The 20,591-nt window shown below is 64.5% G+C and carries 18 protein-coding genes; 17 read left to right on the top strand and 1 reads right to left on the bottom strand.

Annotation, left to right across the window (positions count from 1 at the left end):
• Window positions 1-3: 3 nt before the first annotated feature.
• From gatC to AB0O52_RS01205, 10 genes are all read left to right on the top strand, one after another.
• The gene (gene gatC / locus AB0O52_RS01250; RefSeq protein ID WP_078105822.1) at window positions 4-300 is read left to right on the top strand and encodes an Asp-tRNA(Asn)/Glu-tRNA(Gln) amidotransferase subunit GatC; all 297 of its coding nucleotides are present in this window, start codon (window positions 4-6) and stop codon (window positions 298-300) included.
• Window positions 301-304: 4 nt separating this feature from the next.
• Complete coding sequence (gene gatA, locus AB0O52_RS01245; RefSeq protein ID WP_364532186.1) at window positions 305-1,861, top strand: Asp-tRNA(Asn)/Glu-tRNA(Gln) amidotransferase subunit GatA; 1,557 nt, start codon at window positions 305-307, stop codon at window positions 1,859-1,861.
• Window positions 1,861-3,369, top strand: coding sequence for an Asp-tRNA(Asn)/Glu-tRNA(Gln) amidotransferase subunit GatB (gene gatB, locus AB0O52_RS01240; RefSeq protein WP_364532183.1), 1,509 nt, complete (start codon window positions 1,861-1,863; stop codon window positions 3,367-3,369). Before gatA ends, gatB begins: the two co-directional genes overlap by 1 nt.
• Before the next feature lie 239 nt (window positions 3,370-3,608).
• Window positions 3,609-4,226: a hypothetical protein gene (locus AB0O52_RS01235; RefSeq protein ID WP_364532180.1), complete on the top strand. Its 618-nt coding sequence runs from the start codon at window positions 3,609-3,611 to the stop codon at window positions 4,224-4,226.
• A gap of 82 nt (window positions 4,227-4,308) precedes the next feature.
• Window positions 4,309-5,313 (top strand): LacI family DNA-binding transcriptional regulator, encoded by a 1,005-nt coding sequence (locus AB0O52_RS01230; protein WP_364532177.1) that lies wholly within the window; start codon window positions 4,309-4,311, stop codon window positions 5,311-5,313.
• 259 nt (window positions 5,314-5,572) lie between these two features.
• Entirely contained in the window at window positions 5,573-6,895 is a 1,323-nt protein-coding gene (locus AB0O52_RS01225) for an extracellular solute-binding protein (RefSeq protein ID WP_364532174.1), read from the top strand.
• The gene (locus AB0O52_RS01220; RefSeq protein ID WP_364532171.1) at window positions 6,892-7,842 is read left to right on the top strand and encodes a sugar ABC transporter permease; all 951 of its coding nucleotides are present in this window, start codon (window positions 6,892-6,894) and stop codon (window positions 7,840-7,842) included. Before AB0O52_RS01225 ends, AB0O52_RS01220 begins: the two co-directional genes overlap by 4 nt.
• Window positions 7,835-8,812: a carbohydrate ABC transporter permease gene (locus AB0O52_RS01215; protein WP_364532168.1), complete on the top strand. Its 978-nt coding sequence runs from the start codon at window positions 7,835-7,837 to the stop codon at window positions 8,810-8,812. Before AB0O52_RS01220 ends, AB0O52_RS01215 begins: the two co-directional genes overlap by 8 nt.
• Before the next feature lie 39 nt (window positions 8,813-8,851).
• Entirely contained in the window at window positions 8,852-10,573 is a 1,722-nt protein-coding gene (locus AB0O52_RS01210) for a DUF4091 domain-containing protein (RefSeq protein WP_364532165.1), read from the top strand.
• A gap of 10 nt (window positions 10,574-10,583) precedes the next feature.
• Window positions 10,584-11,768 (top strand): Gfo/Idh/MocA family oxidoreductase, encoded by a 1,185-nt coding sequence (locus AB0O52_RS01205; RefSeq protein ID WP_364532162.1) that lies wholly within the window; start codon window positions 10,584-10,586, stop codon window positions 11,766-11,768.
• Here AB0O52_RS01205 and AB0O52_RS01200 read toward each other — a convergent pair.
• Window positions 11,765-12,703 carry a LysR family transcriptional regulator gene (locus tag AB0O52_RS01200; RefSeq protein WP_364532159.1) on the bottom strand — a complete coding sequence of 313 codons (939 nt, stop codon included), beginning with the start codon at window positions 12,701-12,703 and terminating at the stop codon, window positions 11,765-11,767. The two genes, AB0O52_RS01205 and AB0O52_RS01200, sit on opposite strands and share 4 nt — an antisense overlap.
• 115 nt (window positions 12,704-12,818) lie before the next feature.
• Here AB0O52_RS01200 and tdh point away from each other — a divergent pair, with 115 nt between their 5' ends.
• The 7 genes from tdh (at window position 12,819) to AB0O52_RS01165 (ending at window position 20,590) form a co-directional block, all read left to right on the top strand.
• Window positions 12,819-13,865 (top strand): L-threonine 3-dehydrogenase, encoded by a 1,047-nt coding sequence (gene tdh, locus AB0O52_RS01195; protein WP_364532156.1) that lies wholly within the window; start codon window positions 12,819-12,821, stop codon window positions 13,863-13,865.
• A 58-nt stretch (window positions 13,866-13,923) separates the two neighbouring features.
• Entirely contained in the window at window positions 13,924-15,132 is a 1,209-nt protein-coding gene (locus tag AB0O52_RS01190) for a glycine C-acetyltransferase (RefSeq protein WP_364532153.1), read from the top strand.
• A 5-nt stretch (window positions 15,133-15,137) separates the two neighbouring features.
• Window positions 15,138-16,538, top strand: coding sequence for a 6-phospho-beta-glucosidase (locus AB0O52_RS01185; RefSeq protein ID WP_364532150.1), 1,401 nt, complete (start codon window positions 15,138-15,140; stop codon window positions 16,536-16,538).
• Between the two features lie 54 nt (window positions 16,539-16,592).
• A complete protein-coding gene (locus AB0O52_RS01180; protein ID WP_364532147.1) occupies window positions 16,593-17,063 on the top strand; it encodes a pyridoxamine 5'-phosphate oxidase family protein in 471 nt (156 codons plus the stop codon).
• A 40-nt stretch (window positions 17,064-17,103) separates the two neighbouring features.
• A complete protein-coding gene (locus AB0O52_RS01175; RefSeq protein WP_364532144.1) occupies window positions 17,104-18,216 on the top strand; it encodes an FAD-dependent oxidoreductase in 1,113 nt (370 codons plus the stop codon).
• 11 nt (window positions 18,217-18,227) lie between these two features.
• On the top strand, window positions 18,228-19,451 hold the full coding sequence (gene hutI / locus AB0O52_RS01170; protein ID WP_364532141.1) for an imidazolonepropionase: 1,224 nt from the start codon (window positions 18,228-18,230) through the stop codon (window positions 19,449-19,451).
• Window positions 19,452-19,642: 191 nt separating this feature from the next.
• Window positions 19,643-20,590 (top strand): SIS domain-containing protein, encoded by a 948-nt coding sequence (locus AB0O52_RS01165; RefSeq protein WP_364532139.1) that lies wholly within the window; start codon window positions 19,643-19,645, stop codon window positions 20,588-20,590.
• Window position 20,591 lies beyond the last annotated feature (1 nt).

Below are 20,591 nucleotides of genomic sequence, written 5' to 3'. Positions count from 1 at the left end.
TCCATGGCTGCGATCAACCGTGACGACGTCGCGCATCTTGCGCGTCTGGCTCACATTGAAATGAGTGCCGAAGAGCTGGACAGGATGGCCGGCGAGCTTGCCGTCATCGTGGACTCGGTGAAGTCCGTCAGTGAAGCCGCCGGGGACGATGTCCCGGCTACGTCCCACCCGATTCCGTTGAGCAACGTGTTCCGTGAGGACGTCGTGGGCCACACCTTCACGGCCGAGCAGGCGTTGTCCGGGGCTCCGGATTCCTTCGAGGGCCGCTTCAAGGTTCCGGCAATCCTGGATGAGGACTAAGCGAATGACTGAATTGAACAACTCCGAACTCATCCGCCTGTCCGCAGCACAGCTGGCCGCCAAGCTGGCCGCGCGCGAGGTCACGTCAGTCGAGGTCACCCAGGCTTACCTGGACCGCATTGCTGATGTCGATGGGCAAGTCAACGCATTCCTGCACGTCAACGCTGAAGAAGCGCTCGCCGTCGCCGCCGAGGTGGACGCGATCCGCGCCGCAGGCGGTGCCGAAGCTGAAGCGCTGCACGAACTCGCCGGCGTACCCATCGCCGTCAAGGACCTCATCGTCACCATTGGCCAGCCCACCACGGCCGGTTCCAAGATCCTCGAGGGCTGGCGCAGTCCCTATGACGCCACCGTCATCAAGAAGCTGCGCGCAGCGAAGATGCCTATCCTGGGCAAGACCAACCTGGACGAATTCGCCATGGGGTCCTCCACGGAACACTCGGCTTACGGCCCCACCCGCAACCCGTGGGACCTGGACAGAATTCCCGGCGGTTCGGGCGGCGGCTCCGCGGCCGCCGTCGCAGCTTTCGAAGCCCCGCTGGCCCTCGGCACGGACACCGGCGGGTCCATCCGCCAGCCAGGCGCCGTCACCGGAACTGTCGGCATGAAGCCCACCTACGGTGCGGTCTCGCGCTATGGCGCCATTGCCATGGCGTCTTCGCTTGACCAGATCGGCCCCGTTTCGCGGACCGTGCTGGACTCGGCCTTGCTGCAGGAAGTCATCGGCGGCCACGACCCCTTCGACTCCACCTCGCTGACCGACCCCTTCGACACCCTCGTTGCAGCAGCCAAGACGGGCAACGTCACGGGCATGAAGATCGGCATCATCAAGGAACTCCACGGCGAGGGCTACCAGGCCGGCGTCGAGAATCGTTTTAACGAATCCCTTGACCTGCTCAAGGAGGCCGGCGCGGAAATCGTCGAGGTTTCCTGCCCCAACTTCAAGTACGCGCTGGGCGCCTACTACCTGATCATGCCGTCCGAGGTTTCGAGCAACCTGGCCAAGTTCGACGGCGTGCGCTACGGTCTGCGGGTTCTGCCCGAGGACGGCCCCATGACAATCGAACGCGTCATGGCCGCTACCCGCGCCGCCGGTTTCGGCGATGAGGTCAAGCGCCGCATCATCCTGGGCACCTACGCCCTGAGCGCAGGCTACTACGACGCTTACTACGGTTCCGCGCAGAAGGTCCGCACGCTCATCCAGCGTGACTTCGACGCCGCGTTCACGCAGGCCGATGTCCTGATTTCGCCGACGGCTCCCACCACCGCCTTCAAGCTGGGGGAGAAGCTCGACGATCCGCTGGCTATGTACCTCAACGACGTCGCCACCATCCCGGCGAACATGGCCGGTATCCCGGGCTTGTCCCTGCCGGGCGGCCTGGCCGACGAAGACGGCCTGCCCGTCGGCATCCAGCTGCTGGCGCCTGCCCGCGAGGACGCGCGACTGTACCGTGTGGGCGCTGTCCTTGAATCCTTGCTCGAAGAGAAGTGGGGCGGCCCCTTGCTGGACCGTGCGCCTGTTCTCGGTTCCAGCTCCACCATCGCCGGAGGTTCCAACTGATGTCTACCGACGCCATCCTCAGCTTCGAAGAGGCCATGGAAAAGTACGATCCCGTCCTTGGCTTCGAGGTCCACGTGGAGCTCAACACCAAGACCAAGATGTTCTCCTCCGCCCCGAACGTCTTCGGCGACGAGCCGAACACCAACGTCAACGAGGTTGACCTCGGCATGCCCGGCGTCCTGCCCGTGGTGAACAAGACGGCAGTGGAATCCTCCATCAAGATCGGCCTTGCCCTGAACTGCAAGATCGCCGAGTCGTGCCGCTTCGCCCGGAAGAACTACTTCTACCCGGACACCCCGAAGAACTTCCAGACGTCCCAGTACGACGAGCCCATCGCGTATGACGGCTACCTGGACATCGAACTCTCGGACGGCACGGTATTCCGCGTCGAGATCGAACGCGCACACATGGAAGAGGACGCCGGAAAGCTCACCCACATGGGTGGCGCCACGGGACGCATCCAGGGCGCCGACTACTCCCTGGTGGACTACAACCGCTCCGGTGTTCCGCTCGTGGAAATCGTCACCAAACCGATCGAGGGCGCAGGCAGCCGGGCACCCGAGCTCGCCAAGGCCTACGTTGCCGCAGTGCGCGAAATCGTCAAGAACCTCGGCGTTTCCGACGCCAAGATGGAACGCGGCAACGTCCGTTGCGATGCGAACGTCTCCCTGCGCCCGCACGGCCGCGAACGTTTCGGCATCCGTTCCGAGACGAAGAACGTGAACTCGCTGCGCGCCGTCGAGCACGCCGTCCGTTACGAAATCCAGCGCCACGCCGCCGTTTTGGACTCCGGCGAGCCGGTCGTCCAGGAAACGCGCCACTGGCACGAGGACACGCGCACGACGACGTCGGGCCGGGCAAAGTCCGACGCCGACGACTACCGCTACTTCCCGGAGCCGGACCTCGTTCCGATCCTCGCGTCCCGTGAATGGGTCGAGGAACTGCGCGCCACGCTGCCCGAGCCGCCCGCGGCCCGCCGCAAGCGGCTCCAGGCCGACTGGGGCTATTCGGACCTCGAGTTCCGCGACGTCGTGAACGCCGGCGTCATGGACTCCATCGAGGAAACCATCGCCGCCGGTGCCAGCGCCTCCGTGGCCCGCAAATGGTGGATGGGCGAGATCGTCGGACGCGCCAAGACGGCCGACGTCGATCCCTCCGAACTCGGCGTCACACCGGAAACCATCGTGGAGCTCAACAAGCTCGTCGAGGGCGGCAAGATCAACAACAAGATGGCTTCCCAGGTGCTCGACGGCGTCCTCGCCGGCGAGGGCACCCCGGCGGAGATCGTCGAGAAGCGCGGCCTCGCGGTTGTGTCCGACGACGGCCCCCTGCTGGAAGCGATCGACGCCGCACTTGCGGCCCAGCCCGACGTCGCGGAGAAGATCCGCGGCGGCAAGCTTCAGGCCATCGGTGCGATCGTCGGCGGAGTCATGAAGGCCACCCGCGGGCAGGCCGACGCCGGCCGCGTCAGGGAGCTGATCCTGGAGAGGCTCGGCGTCGAAGGCTAGCCCCCGCCGCCTAACCCCGTCGCAGTTGTTGTCGTTATGACGGCTCATAACGACAACAACTGCCGGGGCCCACGCCGCCCGGGTTCCCTGGCCGAGCGAAGCGAGGTTAGGGAGGCGGTGGGGACTGGTTGTGTCTGGATCCACAGCCGCTACACAGCTTCTAGGATCATGATGGAGTCATCAGTTCTTTGCTGCCCGCCCCTTACCGGCTCGGGGAGGAGCGGAGGAAGGATTCGGCCATGTCCACGATGACTCCGGGGCTTCGCAAGGCCCTCATCGCCGGCGGTATCGCCGTCGTTTTGAGCGGCGGTGGTGTGGCTGCAGTCTGGGCTGCCGGCCAGGTCATCCCCTCGTACGTAGAGGCTGCGACGCCTACAAGCACGGCATCGCCGGCGACTCCGTCGCCCGGGGCTACTTCGCCGGCCACACCGTCGCCAGGCAAGGGCCGGCCGTTCCCGGGATTTCCCCGCGGCCTCGCAGGCCCGGGGATTCACGGTGAGTTCACGGTCAAGAACAACGACGGCAGCTACACGACCCTGGTGACGCAGCGGGGCACCGTCCAGTCCGTCAGCGATTCGAGCATTTCGGTGAAGAGCGATGACGGTTTCACGCAGAGTTACGCGATCACATCGTCTACCACCATCGTCAAGCTCCCCGCCTCCGGAACGGGCATGCAAGGCCGGCGGCCGTCGCCCCAAACCATCAAGGCCACCGACCTGAAGGCGGGCGACACCGTCGCAGTCTCCGGTACGAAGAGCGGCACCACGGTCACGGCCACACGCATCATCGGTGGTACCCTGCCCGCGGCGCCCAATGATGGCGGACGGCGGCTGGGCTATGGGGGAGTTTCTTCCTGACCCGGCGCCCGCTCGTCTGGCTATGATGCTACTACCGCCGAACCACGCCCGTGGTTCGGCGGCTTAGCCAAGAAGGAGACGAATGCGCCCCACGATCAAGTCCGTGGCGGCGGCAGCCGGGGTTTCGACGGCGACTGTGTCCTATGTGCTCTCAGGCAGGAGCGGCAAAGACGGCAGCAGGAGCGGGTCCGGCGTGGCCCCCGCTACCGTGCTGAGGGTTCAAGAGGCTGCCCTCGCCCTCGGATACCGCCCCAACCAATCGGCCAGGGCGATCCGCACTGGACGAACGAACCTGCTCATGTTGTCGCTGACCATGATCTCGGATCCGTGGGCACTGGATGTGAGCCGCGCCGTCGGTGCGGCTGCTGCCCAACGCGGCATTACGCCCATGATCCTGGCCGATACGGACTGGCGGGTCGCCCTGAGACGGCAGAACGCAGACGTGACCTTCATCGACGGCGCCGAAGAGCCCGGGGATGCCGAACTGCTGGCGCAGGCGGCGAGATTGCAGCGCCTGGTGGTTTTCAGCGACACCATGGAACCTGAGGGATTCGACGTCGTGCGGCCCTTGGCGGGTTCATCTTGCGAACAGGCGGTGGATCACCTCACCGGGCGGCACCGCCGGGTAGCTTGCCTGATCTCCTCAAGGCATTCGACGAGCACCATGGACATCCGGTTGGGCGCCTACACCCGTGGCCTGGCCAAGGCTGGTTTGGATTACCGGGACGACTACGTCGAGACGTATGACCGCGACGAACTCAGCGCCTTCGATGCAGCGCTGCGGCTCCTGCAGCGGGCCGACCGGCCGACGGCGATCTATGCGACCACCGACTTCGCCGCGATCGCAGCCATCCACGCGGCCCAACGGCTGCAACTGCGCATTCCCGAGGACATCGAAGTCCTCGGTATCGGCAACACCACTGAAGGCGAGCGCATGACGCCGTCGTTGACCACCGTCGGTCCCGAGGGCTTTTTCGATGGACTGGCCGCATTTTTGCTCGACCGGGCAGAGAATCCCGATGAACCCGCTAGCGTCCTGGAATTCCCGTGGAAGCTCATCGTGAGGGAATCAGCGCCCTCGGTGTGAACCAAGCCGCCCGAATCTGAACCTGACGCTGTCCCGCGGCGTGCCAAGCGCGTGCCCGATGATCGTCCGGCCGCTCTCCATGCACTTTGATGACGTTTTCCACCCATAAAAGTTAAAGAAAGATCATTCCGCATCTTGCCTTTAAACGATTAACATGATGTGATCAACTGCACAACACCAGTTGGGTTGGCTGTTCGCCGAATGCGGGCCCACCCCCGAAGGACCGTCGGTCTTCTGACCAAGACATCGGAGAATTCTTATGAACCACAACGTGACCCGCAGGTCATTCCTTTCCTTTGCGGCTGCCGGTGCCGCCGTCGTTTCGCTCGCCGCCTGCGGCGGGAACAGTGCCGCCGGGGGTAGCGCAGCCAAGGCCGCCTACGCTGCTCCCGCCAAGGACCTGAGCGCCGAGCTGAGTTACGCCATCTGGGACGCGGCGCAAAAGCCCGCGATGCAGAAGATCGTGGCCGAGTTCAACAAGCAATACCCGAACATCAAAGTCACCATCGACGTCACGCCGTCGAAGGGCTCGGCCTACTGGACGAAGATCCAAACCCAGGCAAGCAGCAACACCCTGCCGGACGTTTTCTGGATGAATGGCCCGCACATCAAGCTTTACGCGCAAAACAACCAGCTGATGCCCTTGGACGGCCTGGTGTCCGGCAAGGCAGTGGATACGGCCAACTACCCCAAGGCGTTGGTCGATCTGTACACCGTCAACGGGACGTTCTACGGGGTACCCAAGGACTTCGACACCAGCGCGCTTTTCTACAACAAAGCCCTCTTCAAGGAAGCCGGCGTGTCCGAGCCGACGTCCAACTGGACGTGGGACGACGTGAAATCCGCCGGCGCCAAGCTGTCCAAGTTCTATCAGGGCAAGGGCGTCTATGGGTATGCCGGTGATCTCACGGGCGGCCAGACCAGTTACTACAACACGATGATCGAAGCCGGCGGGACCATCATCTCAACTGACGGCAAGAAGTCCGGATACGATTCCGCAGGCTCAATCGCGGGCCTCCAGTTCTGGCGCGACCTGATCGAGTCCGGCGTATCTCCCTCGATGCAGCAATTGACGGACACCGCATCGAGCGACATGTTCACGTCCAGGAAATTGGCCATGACCATGGACGGATCCTGGACAGTCGGTCCGGCCCAGAAAGCCCTTGGTGACGATCTGGGCATCGCCAGCCTCCCCAAGGGGCCGAAGAGCAACCAGAGCGTGATCCACGGTCTTGCCAACGTCATTCCCGCCAATGCGAAGAACCCGGCCGCTGCACAGGCGTTCGTGGCCTTCCTGGGAACCCAGGATGCCGCCAGGATCCAGGCTGAAACCGGAACAGTCATCCCGGCCTTCAACGGCACGCAGGATGCCTGGGTCAAGTCTGTTCCCTCGGTTGACCTCAATGTCTTCCTTGAGCTGGCAAAGGATGCTTCGCCCTACCCGGCGTCGGCAAACACGTCCGCCTGGAACGAACTTGAGAACACCTTGCTGCCGCAGGCGTTCGCCGGTGCCAAGCCGGTTGCCGACGTCGCCAAGGACCTTGCCAGCCAGATGAATGCCGCGCTGGCCAAAGAATCATGAAAGCCCAGACCCTGACGCCGGCCTCCGAAAGCAGCCGGGCCGCCCAAGCAACAGGGGGTCACCGCAGAGGAAAATCGAAGTCGGATGGCTGGTGGCCATGGTTGTTCGTGGTGCCTACCGTTGCGGGCATCGGCGTTTTCTACCTTTGGCCGATCGTCCAGACGTTCTACTACAGCTTCACCAAGTGGGGCGTCTTCGGCGGGACCAAGTTCATCGGCCTGGACAACTACGTACGGATGTTCGCGGATTCCACTATTCCGCAGTCGATCCTCAACACGCTGATCTACACGGTCGTCGTGCTCCTGGGGATTCCCATCGCGGTCATTCTCGCGTCGTTGATCGAGCGGCCCGGCCTGCGCTTCGCAGCCCTGTACCGGACGCTGTACTTCATTCCCTACATCACCATGCCGGCCGCCGTCGGGATCGTGTGGAGGCTGATCTACAACGGTGACTTCGGACCCATCAACTGGTTCTTGGGCTTGTTCGGGATCCAGGGCCCCTACTGGACATCCACGCCGGGGTTCGCACTGCTCGCCGTGGCTACCGTGGGGCTTTGGATGTCGCTTGGATTCAACCTCATCATCATCAGCGCGGGACTGCGCGAGATCCCGCGGGAGCTCTTCGAAGCCGCGGAAATGGACGGGGCCAGCCGCGTCCGCCAATTCTTCAGCATTACCGTTCCGTTGTTGACGCCCAGCATCTTCTTCGTCACGATCGTCACCGTGATCAACGGCTTCCAGCTGTTCGATCTCCTGTACGTGATGATGGGCAAAGCCAACCTTGCGATGCCGCAGACGCAAAGCCTCGTGTACATCTTCTACAACCAGGCCTTCCTGCAGAACGACAAGGGCTATGCCGCAGCCATCGGCATCCTGATCCTGGTCATCATCGCTCTTCAGACCGCTTTCCAGTTCCGTATCCAGAAGAGGTGGGTCAACTATGTCTGAATCGATGCTTTCAACAAAGAGCGGCGTCGAATCGCGACGGATCGGAGCGGCTGAAACCAGCCCGTCTCAAGCAGGAGGCAAACCCGCGGAACCCGCGGGCCGCGACGGCAAGAACCACAGCACCAAAGGCACCAAACGCCACGGCACCAAAGGTGGCAAGCAGGGCTCGAACGTCCTGGCTCACTGTGTATTGGCCCTCGGCGGGTTGGCCATGATCTCGCCGCTCCTATACCAGGTCGTCATGTCGCTTTCGACGAACGCCGAAGTCCAAAGCACACCGCCCACCCTGTGGCCCGGCGTCGTCCAATGGCATAATTTCGCGGACGTCTTCACCTCCATGAATTTCGGTTCACAGCTCTGGGTGACGGTGGCAATCACTGTGGTCAGGGTGATCGGCCAGGTACTCCTCTGTTCGATGGCGGGCTACGCCTTCGCGCGGATGCGGTTCCGGTTCAAAGGGCCCATCCTGGCCGTTGTCTTGTCGATCATCATGGTGCCGTCGCAATTGTTCCTGATCCCGCAGTACCAGATCATCCAAAACCTGGGTTGGCTGAACAGCATCGCCGGCATCGTGGCTCCGGGCATCTTCAGCGCCTTCGGCCTGTTCCTGATGCGCCAGTTCTTCATGGGGCTCCCGGACGAACTCGAAGACGCGGCACGGCTCGACGGCGCCAATCCATTCCAGATCTTCTTCCGGGTCATGCTGCCGCTCGCGGCAAACGGCCTGTGGGCACTGGTCATCATTACCGTGCTGTGGTCCTGGAATGACCTCCTGTGGCCCTTGGTGGTGACGTCGACGGCGAACGCCGCGCCGTTGAGCGTCGGGCTTTCGAACCTCCAGGGTGAGCACGCCAACAATTACCCGATACTCATGGCGGCATCGTTGATGGCCATGGCGCCGATCCTGATCATGTTCCTGCTCATGCAGAAACGCGTCATGGCAGGCATCGGCCGCTCCGGACTCAAGTAGAGACCCACGCAGAGACCCAAACAGGAAAGGATCGCAGCCTTGACGGAACAGAATCAGGTCCCACAGGACGGCTGGTCGTTCGTGCTGGTGGACTCCCTGGAAAAGGTCTACCCGGACGCTCCACCACGGCCTTTCGACAGGACCATCCCGATGTCCGTTTTTCCCGGCGAGACCGCGTCGGTCCAGGTGGCCCTCAGGCCGCCCATGAAACACGATTTTCGGCTGTCGGGGCCGTTGGAAGTTGCAATCGATGGTCCGGCGGCAGCGTTTTCCTCCATTTCGCAGGTTGAGCTGGTGCCTTGTTCCTTAGTGGCATTCCCGCAGCATGATGGCGGCTATGACCGGGACACTCCCGGTTTGTATCCCGACCTTTTGCGGCCAGCCCCGGACGGGCTGATCAAGCCCCTCTATGGGCAATGGACGGCCGCATGGATCGACCTCGTGGTGCCCTCCGTGGAGCACTCGGGCGATCACGAACTCGGGATCTCGGTGCGGGACATGGAAGGGAACACTCTCTTCAGCACGACCATCGACCTCACGGTCCTCGGGACGAAAGCCCCGGAATTGGAGATCGTGAACGCGCACTGGTTCCACTGCGACGGCTTGGCGAGCCATTACGGCGTCGGCGTCTTCAGCGAGGAGCATTGGTCGATCATCGATGCCTTCATGGGGTCTGCGGCACGGATGGGAGCCAACTCGCTCCTGACGCCGACGTGGACTCCTCCGCTGGACACAGCCGTCGGGGGAACACGGCTGCCCACCCAGCTGATTGGGATCCGCGAAGACTCCGGCTACCACTTTGATTTCGGCAAGCTGCTGCGCTGGCTGGGCCTTTGCGCCAAACACGGCATCCAGTACGTGGAAATCGTCCACTTGTTCACGCAATGGGGTGCCAAGGCGACGCCGGCGATCTATGTCGAGACCACGCAAGGCCTGGAACGGCGCTTTGGCTGGGACGTGCCGTCGACGTCGCCGTCCTACCGGGAGCTCATGGCCGGGCTGCTGCCGGCCTTGCGTTCATTCCTGGCGGAGCATTGGTCCCTTGACCGGGTCATATTCCACATTTCCGATGAACCCGAGGGGGCCGAAGCCCTGGCGGGGTACCAGCAGGCAAAGGACGTCGTCGCGGATCTCCTGGATGGTCTGACGGTGGTTGACGCCCTGAGCGACTTTGAGTTCTACAGCAGCGGAGCTGTGCCGAAACCGGTTGTGGCAAGCGATGCCGTGGCACCGTTCCTGGCGGCCGGGGTGAAGGACTTGTGGGTCTATTACTGCGTCGCGCAGGACACCGGCGTTGCCAACCGGTTCATTTCCATGCCTTCGGTGCGGAACCGGGTGTTGGGCCACCAGCTCTTCGCCCTGGGATGTGCCGGCTTCCTGCATTGGGGATTCAACTTCTACAACACAGCCCACTCGCTGGCGCCCGTCGACCCGTTCAAGGACACCTGTGCCGGAGGGGCTTTTCCTGGCGGCGACGCCTTCATGGTCTACCCGGGACCGGATGGGGTGCCGTGGGAGTCGATCCGTTACAAGGTGTTCGCCCAGGCCATGTGGGACCACCGGGCACTCTCGCTCCTGGCCGCGCTGGCCGGCCGCGAGGAGGTGCTGGCCCTCATCGATTCGAACGGCCCGGGCGGGAGCCTCGCCATGGACAGCTTCAGCTACGACCCCCTCCATTACCGAAGGGTCCGCGAGCTGGTCAACCAGGGAATCGCGCAGCGCGTGGGTCAAACACGCCGGCGCATCAACTCATCTAGTTAGGAAAGTATTTATGGACCTCAAAGTAGGCATCGTCGGATTCGGCTTGCGGTCGTCACTGTGGCGCCATGCGCACAAGCCCGGCCACGGTTCGGAAGTCACCGTCGTGTGCGATCTGGGCGAGCGCGGCAGGGCGGATGCGGCCGAAAAGATCCCGACGGCGGTAATCACCGATGACTTGGACGTCTTGTTGACCTCCGGCCTGGACGCGGTCCTGGTCCTGACTCCGGACAACCAGCACGCCGCCGTCGCCGTACGGACGCTCAAGGCGGGCATTCCCACCTTCTGCGAGAAACCGCTTGACGCCACGCTGGAGGCAGCCGACCTTATCCTCCAGACGGCCTTCGACACCGGAACGCGACTTTATGTGGGCCACAACATGCGCCACATGCCGGTGGTGGTACAGATGCGCGAAATCATCCAGGCCGGGACCATCGGAGACGTCAAGGCAGTCTGGTGCAGGCACTTCGTGGGGAACGGAGGGGACTACTATTTCAAGGACTGGCATGCCCAGCGTGCCAACACCACAGGGCTGTTGCTGCAAAAGGGCGCGCACGATATCGACGTCATCCACTGGCTCGCCGGCGGATACAGCACCAAGGTGCAGGCGATCGGCGAGTTGGCCGTCTACGGGGACGTCGCTTCCCGTCGCGACAACACGACGCGCCGCATGGGGGATTGGTTCTCCGTGAATAATTGGCCCCCCACCGAACAGACGGACCTCGCCGAGACGATCGACGTCGAGGACATCTCGATGATGAACATGGTCCTGGACAACGGGGTGCTCGCCTCGTACCAGCAGTGCCATTTCACCCCGGACTATTGGCGGAACTACACGGTGATCGGCACCAGGGGCAGGATCGAGAACTTCGGCGACGGGGCCGGCGACCAGATCTACGTGTGGACCACCAGGACCACCTCCGGTTTCGCCGAGCCCGACCAGAAGGTCTTGATCCGGGACGGAGAAGGCGGCCACGGGGGTGCGGACCCCTTGCTCATAGCCGAGTTCCTGCGGTTCGCCAAGGACGGCGGCGCCACGGCGACTTCGCCGATCGCGGCGCGCGAGGCTGTCGCAGCGGGGGTGCTTGCCACCAAGTCCCTCCGCGGCGACGGCGGCACCCGCGAAGTTCCGGCGTTGCCCGGGGAGCTCGTGGAGTATTTCAACGCAGGCCAGCCGGCCCGGGTGCGGGGAATTTAGCGCCCCGTGCCCCCGGCGAGTTCGGTCATGACGGTCTGCAGGGCTTCGCAGACCGCCATGACCGATTTCCGTTTCAGCGTTTCCGGCCTCGCCAGGATGTCGATCTTGCGCACGGAATTCACCCCCGCGAGCGGACGCAGCACCACGCCGGCGTCCAGTACCCGCTGGGCAGTGAACCGCGGGAGCAGACCAATCGCGCCTCCGTCCGCCACGAGCGAGGCCACGGTGGAGTAGTCGTTGATGCGGTGCAGGACATCCGCCGGACGCCCACTGACGGCGACGACGGCGGCCAGCACGTCCGCGGGGGAGTAGCCGGCGCGGCTGGTCACCCAGGGCTGCCCGACGACGTCGGCCGGCCTGAGTTCGCGGCGCGCCGCGAGCGGGTGCCCGGCAGGCAACGCGACGTCGAGCGGTTCGTCCGCGAGCGGGATGACGGCTACTTTGTCGGTGGGCCACCCGGGGCTGTGCTCCATCCGGTGCGCCAGCACGAGGTCATAGCGCGCGGCGAGGCCGGGAAAGTCCTCCTGCGCTACGTCCTCGTCGGCGAGCTTCACGCGTGGAACGCTGCCTTCCGGGCCCGCGTTGCGCGCGGTGGTCAGCAACGCCGCGAGCGGAGCGAACAGAGCCTGGCCTGCACTGTGGAAGGCGCTCACGGTCACGGTGGAGCCCGGTGAGTCGTGGTACGCGCCGATGGCTGCCCGGGCGTCGGCCATGGCGCTCACGACGGCAGCCCCGGCGTCGGCGAGGACCCGGCCCGCATCCGTGAGCACCAGGGCGCGGCCTTCCTTGCGGGTCAGCGGCACGTCCACCGACTTCTGGAGGAGTGCGAGCTGCTGGGAGACGGCCGACGGGGTGACCATGAGCGTCTCGGCAACGGCCTTGACACTGCCGAGATCTCCTAGTTCCCTGAGCATTTGGAGCTGATGGACTTCCATTTAGCAAATGCTAAATCGTTGATTGAGAAAAACCTAGTTGTGCTAAACCGTCCTCGGGGCTTCAATGAAGTGAAACGGCACACAAACGGCCCAGTCCCTTGAGTTAGGAAGACCCATGAAGGCTCTCTACAAGTCCGGTCCCCACGCTGGTTTTGAACTCGTCGAACGCCCCGAGCCGGAAGCCGGTCCCAGCGACGTCAAGATCCGCGTCATGACCACCGGCATCTGCGGAACGGACCTGCACATCCAGTCCTGGGATGCGTGGGCACAGAGCATTATCGAGACTCCTTTGATCGCGGGACACGAGTTCTACGGCGAAGTGGTCTCCGTGGGAGAGGACGTCCGCGACGTCAAGGTCGGCGACCGTGTCTCCGGTGAAGGCCACGTGGTCTGCGGAATCTGCCGTAATTGCCGTGCGGGCCGCCGCCAGATGTGCATCCACACGGTGTCGGTGGGCGTGCAGCGCGATGGTGCGTTTGCCGAATACGTCGTCATCCCGGAGACCAATGTCTGGGTCCACCAGGATCCCTCCATCACTCCCGAGCTCGGTGCCATCTTCGACCCCTTCGGCAACGCCGTCCACACCGCCCTGAGCTTCCCCTTGGTCGGCGAGGATGTGCTCATCACAGGTGCCGGGCCCATCGGACTCATGGCAATCGCCGTCGCGCGCCACGCAGGTGCCCGCAAGATCGCCATCACGGACGTCTCGGCTCCCCGCCTCGAACTTGCCCGGAAGATGGGCGTGGACCTCGCCGTCGACGTGTCGAAGATGCGCGTCAAGGATGCCCAGCTCGAGCTCGGAATGCGCGAAGGGTTCGACATCGGACTGGAAATGTCCGGGCATCCCACGGCCCTGCCTGAGATGATCAACAACATGAACCACGGCGGACGCATCGCCATGCTTGGCTTGCCCAGCCAGTCCATTGACATCGACTGGGGCAAAGTGGTCACCCACATGCTGACCCTCAAGGGCATCTACGGCCGCGAGATGTACGAAACCTGGTACGCCATGAGCGCCATGCTCTCCTCCAACCCCGTACTGCACAGCCACATTTCCGCCGTCGTCACGGACAAGCTGTCCGCCACGGACTGGGAAAAGGGCTTCGAAATCGCCCGCGCCGGCACAGGCGGCAAGGTTGTCCTCGACTGGACCGAAATCTAAGACACCGTAAAGTCCCCCCAGAGACCCAGTACCAGAGACCCCAGTACCAGGAGCCACCATGTACTCAAGCATCAAAGACCAGCTGCAGGGCGAGCTTGAAGAGATCCGCGCCGCGGGCCTCTTCAAGACCGAGCGCCACATTGACTCGCCGCAGGCCAGCCACATCTCCGCAGGCCAGCTCGGCCAGCCGGCGAACACCGTCCTGAATTTCTGCGCCAACAACTACCTGGGCCTGGCAGACCACCCGGATATCATTGCCGCCGCCAAGTCCGCCATGGACGAGCGCGGCTTCGGCATGGCATCCGTCCGGTTCATCTGCGGCACCCAGGACTTGCACCTTGAGCTCGAAGCCCGGGTCTCGCAGTTCCTCGGAACCGAGGACACCATCCTGTTCTCCAGCTGCTTCGACGCCAACGGCGGCGTCTTCGAGTCCCTGTTCGGGGCCGAGGACGCCATCATCTCCGATTCCCTGAACCACGCCTCCATCATTGACGGGATCCGGCTCAGCAAGGCCAAGCGCTTCCGCTACGCCAACCAGGACATGGCCGACCTCGAAGCCAAGCTGATCGAGGCCTCCACCGGCGAGGCGCCGGCCAGGCGGAAGATCATCGTGACGGACGGCGTCTTCTCCATGGACGGCTACCTCGCTCCGCTCGAGGCCATCTGCGATCTCGCGGAAAAGCACGACGCGCTGGTCATGGTGGACGATTCCCACGCCGTCGGCTTCATGGGGGCCACGGGCGCCGGAACCCCGGAACACGCGGGAGTTTCCGAAAGGATCGACATCTACACAGGTACGTTCGGCAAGGCGCTTGGCGGCGCCTCCGGCGGCTATGTCTCCGGCCGGAGCGAAATCATCGCCATGCTGCGCCAGAAGGCGCGCCCGTACTTGTTCTCCAACTCCCTGGCCCCGGCAATCGTTGCAGCGACCATCAAGGCGATTGAGCTGGTCCAGGGTTCGGGCGAGCTCCGCTCCAGGCTCTTCGAGAACGCCGCCCTGTTCCGCCGCCGCATGAGCGAGGAAGGCTTCGAGCTGCTCGACGGCGAGCACGCCATCATTCCAGTGATGTTCGGCGACGCCGTGGCTGCCGCGAAGGTTGCCGACGAGATGCTCCACCACGGAGTGTTCGTCACGGCGTTCAGCTACCCCGTGGTCCCCAAGGGGGCTGCCCGGATCCGCGTCCAGCTCTCGGCCGCGCACAGCACCGAGGATGTCGAGGCGTGTGTCCAGGCCTTCGTGAAGAGCCGCGCAGCCGCGGGGCTCTGAGTTCCATGATCCTCACCATCCTGGGCGGCGGGGGATTCCGGGTACCCCTGGTCTATTCAGCACTGCTGTCGGACCACGGGCCCGGCCGGGTCACCGAACTCAGGCTGTTCGACGCCGACCCCGCGCGCCTGGGCGTGGTGGCCAGGGTCCTTGCCGACATGGCCGCGGAAGTGCCCGATGCGCCCGCAGTACGGATGTTCACGGAGCTGTCAGAGGCGTTGCCGGGCACCGACTTCATCTTCTCTGCCATCCGGGTGGGCGGGCTGGAGGGGCGCTCGGCCGATGAAAGGATCGCCCTGGAGCACGGGGTCATCGGGCAGGAGACCGTGGGCGCCGGGGGGATTTCGTATGCCTTGCGGACCATTCCCGTGGTCCTGGATATCGCCGAGTCGGTGAAGAAGCATGCTCCCCACGCCTGGTTCATCAACTTCACCAACCCGGCGGGCGTCATCACCGAAGTCATGACGCGGGTCCTTGGCAACAAGGCGGTGGGGATCTGCGACTCGCCGGTGGGGCTGGCCAGGAGATGCCTGCTCGCAGCCGGAATCCACCGCGGAGCGGCAGCCTTTCGGGACGGTTCGGTGGAAATCGACTACATCGGCCTGAACCACCTGGGCTGGCTGCGCGGGCTGGTGGTCGACGGTGAGGATGCCCTGCCGCGGCTCCTGGCCGACGACGGCGCCCTCGGGTCCTTTGAAGAAGGCCGGCTGTTCGGCGCTTCGTGGATCAAAGCCCTGGGCGCGGTTCCCAACGAGTATCTGCATTACTACTACTTCAGGCGGGAAGCGCTCGACGCCGACCGGCGCGCCGGAACCACCCGCGGCGCCTACTTGGCGAGGCAGCAGTCGACCTTCTACAGCGGGCTGGCGGAAGCGGACGACGGCGGTGCGGGGCCAGCCCCGGGGGTCCCGTCGTCGAAATCAGCCCTCAGGCTCTGGGAAAAGACCAAGCTCGATCGCGAAGAGACGTACATGCAGAGCAACAGGGACGCAGCCGGCACGTTCGAGCGCGACGCCGGGGACCTGGTGTCCGGCGGCTACGAGACCGTAGCCTTGGCGATCATGCGTGCCATCAGCCAGGGGGAAACGGCGCGCCTGATCCTGAACGTCCCGAATAACGGCACCCTGGCAGAACTCGACGCTGAAGCCGTCATCGAGGCGCCCTGCCTCGTGGATGCCGGCGGAGTCCGTTTGCTCCCGGCCAAGGCCCTTCCGGACTACGCGCGCGGACTCGTCATCAATGCCAAGGCCGTGGAACGCGCCACTATCGACGCTGCGCTCACCGGTTCCCGGCGCTCCGCGTACAAGGCGATGGCCATGAACCCGCTCGTGGACTCGGTCAGGGTGGCAGAAGCCCTTCTGGATGACTACATCAACCATTTCAAGGAGCTCCAGTACCTGCGCTAGGTCCCTTCACGGGAGCCCTGTCCCAAGGGGGATCGGAGGCCTAGTATCTGCAGCATGGACAAAGATGCAGCACAACGTGTAACCGAGGTGTTGGATTCGCAGCAATGCTGGAATCTCCTGAGGGGCGTGTCCGTCGGCAGGCTGGCCGTGTGGCTCGGGGACCACCCTGACATTTTTCCGATCAATTACACCGTGGACCAGGGGACGGTTGTCTTCCGGACCGGAGCGGGCACAAAGCTCGCCGCGGCTTTGGGCGAATTCCCGGTGGCCATGGAGGTGGACGGCGTCGACGCGGACACAGGAGTCGCATGGAGCGTCGTGCTCCATGGCAAAGCAACTCCCATCAAACAAATCGACGACGTGGTCAGCTCGTTCTCGCTGCCACTCTTTCCCTGGGAAGCCGGCAAGAAGGACCATTTCGTGCGCGTTCCCGCGGATTCGATCTCGGGGCGGCGCTTCACCGTCACGGAGCCGCTCACATGGTGGACCCCCTACAGCGGGGTCAAGCCGTCCGCGGCGGAATAGCCCCCTCGCATCCGGGCCTGCGCGCTGACAGGATGGTGGGATGGCTGCAAATTATGATGTGGTAATTGTCGGTGGAGGCATTGCAGGATTGTCGCTGGCTTCGGCGCTTGCCGGCCAATGCTCGGTGGCCCTCGTGGAAGCCGAACAGACACTGGCTTACCACACGTCCTCCCGTTCGGCCCGGCAGCTGATCCCGAGCTACGGACCCCCCGTCGTACAGGAACTCACCGTCCGCACGCTGGAACTGATGGCGGCCCGGGACGCCGAGTTGCCGGTGCCGGTGCTGGAGCCGCGATCGTTCATGTTGGTGGGCGACGAAGCCACGGTCAGGGCAGAGTCCAGCGGGCACATGCACCCCATCACGCACGCCGAAGCCCTTGAGCTGTGCCCGGCACTGAACCCCGGGGCTTTCACGGCCGCTGGCCTGGATACGGAGTCGTTCGCTTGCAATACGCCCGTGCTCTTGGAGGACCACCGGCAACGCGCCGAGGCCGGGGGAGTGGACATCATCACCGGCGCCAGGGTCCATTCGGCCCAACGCCTTGGTTCCGGCTGGCAGTTGGGTGCCGGGCTGGAAGGCTTCCAGTCCGCCGTCGTCGTCAACGCGGCAGGGGCCTGGGCGGATGAACTCGCGGTGCTCAGCGGTGTGGAGAAGCTAGGCTTGCAGCCGTTCCGGCGCACGGCGGCAATCGTCGATGTCGAACGCCCGCTTCCGCCCGGGAGCCCCATGGTGTGCGCCGCGGATGACACCTACTATTTCCGGCGCGAGGGCGAACAGGTCCTCATTTCGCCATCGGAGACGGTGCCGAGCGGCCCCGAGGATGCACAGCCGCGGCCCGGAGACGTGGAAGCGCTCGTGACCCGGCTGAATTCGATCACCTCGCTGGGCATCCGCTCAGTAGCCAAAGCCTGGACCGGGTTGCGCACTGAAGCTGCCGACGGCGTTCCGGTGGTGGGTTTCGACGCCGAGGCTCCCGGCTTCTTCTGGCTTGCGGGCCAAGGCGGCTACGGATTCCAGACCTCTTCCGCCATCGCCGAACTCGCGGCCGCGGAGATCCTGGGTTCGGCGATCCCCGGCTCCGCGTCGGGTGCTAGTCCGGTATCCCGGACACCGAGGGAGCTGGCAGCGGCCCGTTGGTCCATCCGCCGTTGAACAATAGGTTCATGAGCGGGCAGACGAGCACACTGATCAGCAACATCGGCGAACTGATGACCCAGGATGCGGAGCATCGTGTCCTCAAGGACGCCGCCGTGGTGATCGAAGGTGAGCGGATTTCCTGGATCGGTCCGGCGTCGGAGGCTCCCTCGGCAGATGAGCACGTGGACGCGGAAGGCCGTGCAGTGCTCCCGGGCTGGGTGGACTCGCACTCGCACCTGATTTTCGCCGGGGACCGCACTGCCGAATTCGAGGCCAGGATGGCAGGCCAGAGCTACAGTGCCGGCGGGATCGCCGTCACCACCGGCGCCACGCGCGCCGCGAGCGACGAGGAACTGACCCGGCTCGCTGCCGCACGCGTAGCCGAAGCCGTCTCCCAAGGCACCACCTATCTCGAGAGCAAGACCGGCTACGGACTGGACCTCGAGAACGAGGCCCGCAGTGCACGCATCGCGGCGGCGACTGTGGATGAAGTCACCTACCTCGGCGCGCATTTGGTCCCGGCCGGAGCAGACGCCGAGGAATACACGGACCTTGTCTGCGGTCCGATGCTCGACGCCGTCCGCCCGTACGTCCGCTGGGCCGACGTCTTCTGTGAGCGCGGCGCCTTCACCGAAGAGCAGTCGCGCCGCGTCCTGACCGCGTGCCGCGATGCGGGCCTGGGCCTGCGTGTCCACGGCAACCAATTGGGTGAAGGACCCGGCGTGCAGTTGGCCGTGGAGTTCGGTGCGGCCAGCGTTGACCACGTCAACTACCTTTCAGCGGCCGATATCGACGCGCTCGCCGGAACCTGGAGCGGCTGGGACGCCTCCGCCGGAACGGGTGCGCGCGGCACGGTGGCCACGTGCCTGCCGGCCTGCGATCTTTCCACCCGCCAGCCGCTCGCTCCCGGCCGCGCGTTGATCGACGCTGGGGTGCAGATTGCCTTGGCGGCGAACTGCAACCCCGGCACCTCCTACACGAGCTCCATCGCCTTCTGCGTCACAACGGCCGTGCTGCAGATGCGCCTGAGCGTCCACGAAGCCGTGCGGGCGGCCACTTATGGCGGTGCGCTCGCGCTCGGCAGGGAATCGGGCAACGACGTCGACGGCGAACGGGCGGTAGGATCGATCGCCGTCGGTCACCGCGCAGACCTGCACATGCTCAAAGCGCCGTCGGCGACGCACCTGGCGTACCGGCCCGGTATCCCGCTGACTTTCGCGGTCTGGCGGGCAGGCGACCGCGCAGTCTAGCGGCGCTCCCGGGTCAACAAGGCAGGGCCCCTCCACATGGAGGGGTCCTGCTTTTTCTTTCGGTGCGCTGTAGCCCTCCACGATCCTTGTGCGATTGAATATGATCGTTTAGTGTTTATATGGATCACAAAACGTCAAATCGTTGAGTTGAAGAGTGCGTCGAAGAAGCGCGGACAGGAATGGTAAGTGCGATGAGTAACAACGCCCTCGGGGCCTTCATGGAAGAAGAGCTTGTTTCGCAGCCCGAGGTCTGGAGGCGGGCCATCGAGCAGTGCGAACGTGAGCAAGCCAAAGCAGGGCACCTGCTTCCTGCTGACGGTGAGCGGGTCGCCGTCGTCGGTTGCGGTACCTCATGGTTCATGGCGCAGAGCTATGCCGCTGCCCGGGAAGCCGCGGGCAAGGGCGTCACCGACGCGTTCGCGGCCTCCGAAGCCTTCCTCAATCACAACAGCGCCGGCCGCCAATACGACGCCGTCATCGCCATCACCCGCTCCGGCACCACCACGGAGGTGCTGGAACTCCTGGAAGCCGTGCGCGGAAAGGCCGTCAGCGGGAAACCCCGGACGGTTGCGCTGATCGGGGACGTGCATTCACCCATCACCGCCCTGGCCGACGCCGTGATCGGCCTTCCCTACGCGGACGAGAAATCGGTGGTCCAGACCCGATTCGCCACCACGGCCCTCGTGTACCTCCTGACGAGCCTCGGTATCGAACTCGGAACGGCAATCGAGGACGCCCGCGCTGCCGTCGCCGAGCCTGTTTCGCAGGAACTCCTCGACGCCGAACAGTTCACCTTCCTCGGTACCGGCTGGACAGTCGGCCTGGCCCACGAAGCCGGACTCAAGATGCGCGAAGCAGTGCAGGGCTGGACCGAATCCTATGCGGCGATGGAATACCGGCACGGTCCTATTTCCATTGCCGCTCCCGGTCGGGTGACGTGGATCTTCGGCCCGCAGCCTGAGGGCCTGGACGCCGAGATGAGCCGCACAGGCGCCCTCTATGTCAACACCGGCAAGCACCCGCTCGCCGAGCTGGCCCGGGTCCATAAAGTCACCCTGGAGCGGGCACGCGCGCGCGGCCTGAACCCCGATGTGCCGCGCAACCTCACGCGTTCCGTTGTCCTGAACGCCACGGCCTAGG

The organism is Arthrobacter sp. NPDC080073 (assembly GCF_040686575.1).
GTDB lineage: Bacteria > Actinomycetota > Actinomycetes > Actinomycetales > Micrococcaceae > Arthrobacter.
Note: the sequence above shows the minus strand (reverse complement) of the source record. Positions and strands in the feature narration are given on the sequence as shown.

Bases quoted from the DNA above. Each gene is read 5' to 3' on its own strand.
- AB0O52_RS01205 (WP_364532162.1), top strand. From the start codon at position 10,584: ATGGACCTCAAAGTAGGCATCGTCGGATTCGGCTTGCGGTCGTCACTG.
- AB0O52_RS01190 (WP_364532153.1), top strand. From the start codon at position 13,924: ATGTACTCAAGCATCAAAGACCAGCTGCAGGGCGAGCTTGAAGAGATC.
- hutI (WP_364532141.1), top strand. From the start codon at position 18,228: ATGAGCGGGCAGACGAGCACACTGATCAGCAACATCGGCGAACTGATG.
- gatB (WP_364532183.1), top strand. From the start codon at position 1,861: ATGTCTACCGACGCCATCCTCAGCTTCGAAGAGGCCATGGAAAAGTAC.
- AB0O52_RS01165 (WP_364532139.1), top strand. From the start codon at position 19,643: ATGAGTAACAACGCCCTCGGGGCCTTCATGGAAGAAGAGCTTGTTTCG.
- AB0O52_RS01180 (WP_364532147.1), top strand. From the start codon at position 16,593: ATGGACAAAGATGCAGCACAACGTGTAACCGAGGTGTTGGATTCGCAG.
- AB0O52_RS01225 (WP_364532174.1), top strand. From the start codon at position 5,573: ATGAACCACAACGTGACCCGCAGGTCATTCCTTTCCTTTGCGGCTGCC.
- tdh (WP_364532156.1), top strand. From the start codon at position 12,819: ATGAAGGCTCTCTACAAGTCCGGTCCCCACGCTGGTTTTGAACTCGTC.
- AB0O52_RS01220 (WP_364532171.1), top strand. From the start codon at position 6,892: ATGAAAGCCCAGACCCTGACGCCGGCCTCCGAAAGCAGCCGGGCCGCC.
- AB0O52_RS01175 (WP_364532144.1), top strand. From the start codon at position 17,104: ATGGCTGCAAATTATGATGTGGTAATTGTCGGTGGAGGCATTGCAGGA.
- AB0O52_RS01235 (WP_364532180.1), top strand. From the start codon at position 3,609: ATGTCCACGATGACTCCGGGGCTTCGCAAGGCCCTCATCGCCGGCGGT.
- AB0O52_RS01230 (WP_364532177.1), top strand. From the start codon at position 4,309: ATGCGCCCCACGATCAAGTCCGTGGCGGCGGCAGCCGGGGTTTCGACG.
- gatC (WP_078105822.1), top strand. From the start codon at position 4: ATGGCTGCGATCAACCGTGACGACGTCGCGCATCTTGCGCGTCTGGCT.
- gatA (WP_364532186.1), top strand. From the start codon at position 305: ATGACTGAATTGAACAACTCCGAACTCATCCGCCTGTCCGCAGCACAG.
- AB0O52_RS01185 (WP_364532150.1), top strand. From the start codon at position 15,138: ATGATCCTCACCATCCTGGGCGGCGGGGGATTCCGGGTACCCCTGGTC.
- AB0O52_RS01200 (WP_364532159.1), bottom strand. From the start codon at position 12,703: ATGGAAGTCCATCAGCTCCAAATGCTCAGGGAACTAGGAGATCTCGGC.
- AB0O52_RS01215 (WP_364532168.1), top strand. From the start codon at position 7,835: ATGTCTGAATCGATGCTTTCAACAAAGAGCGGCGTCGAATCGCGACGG.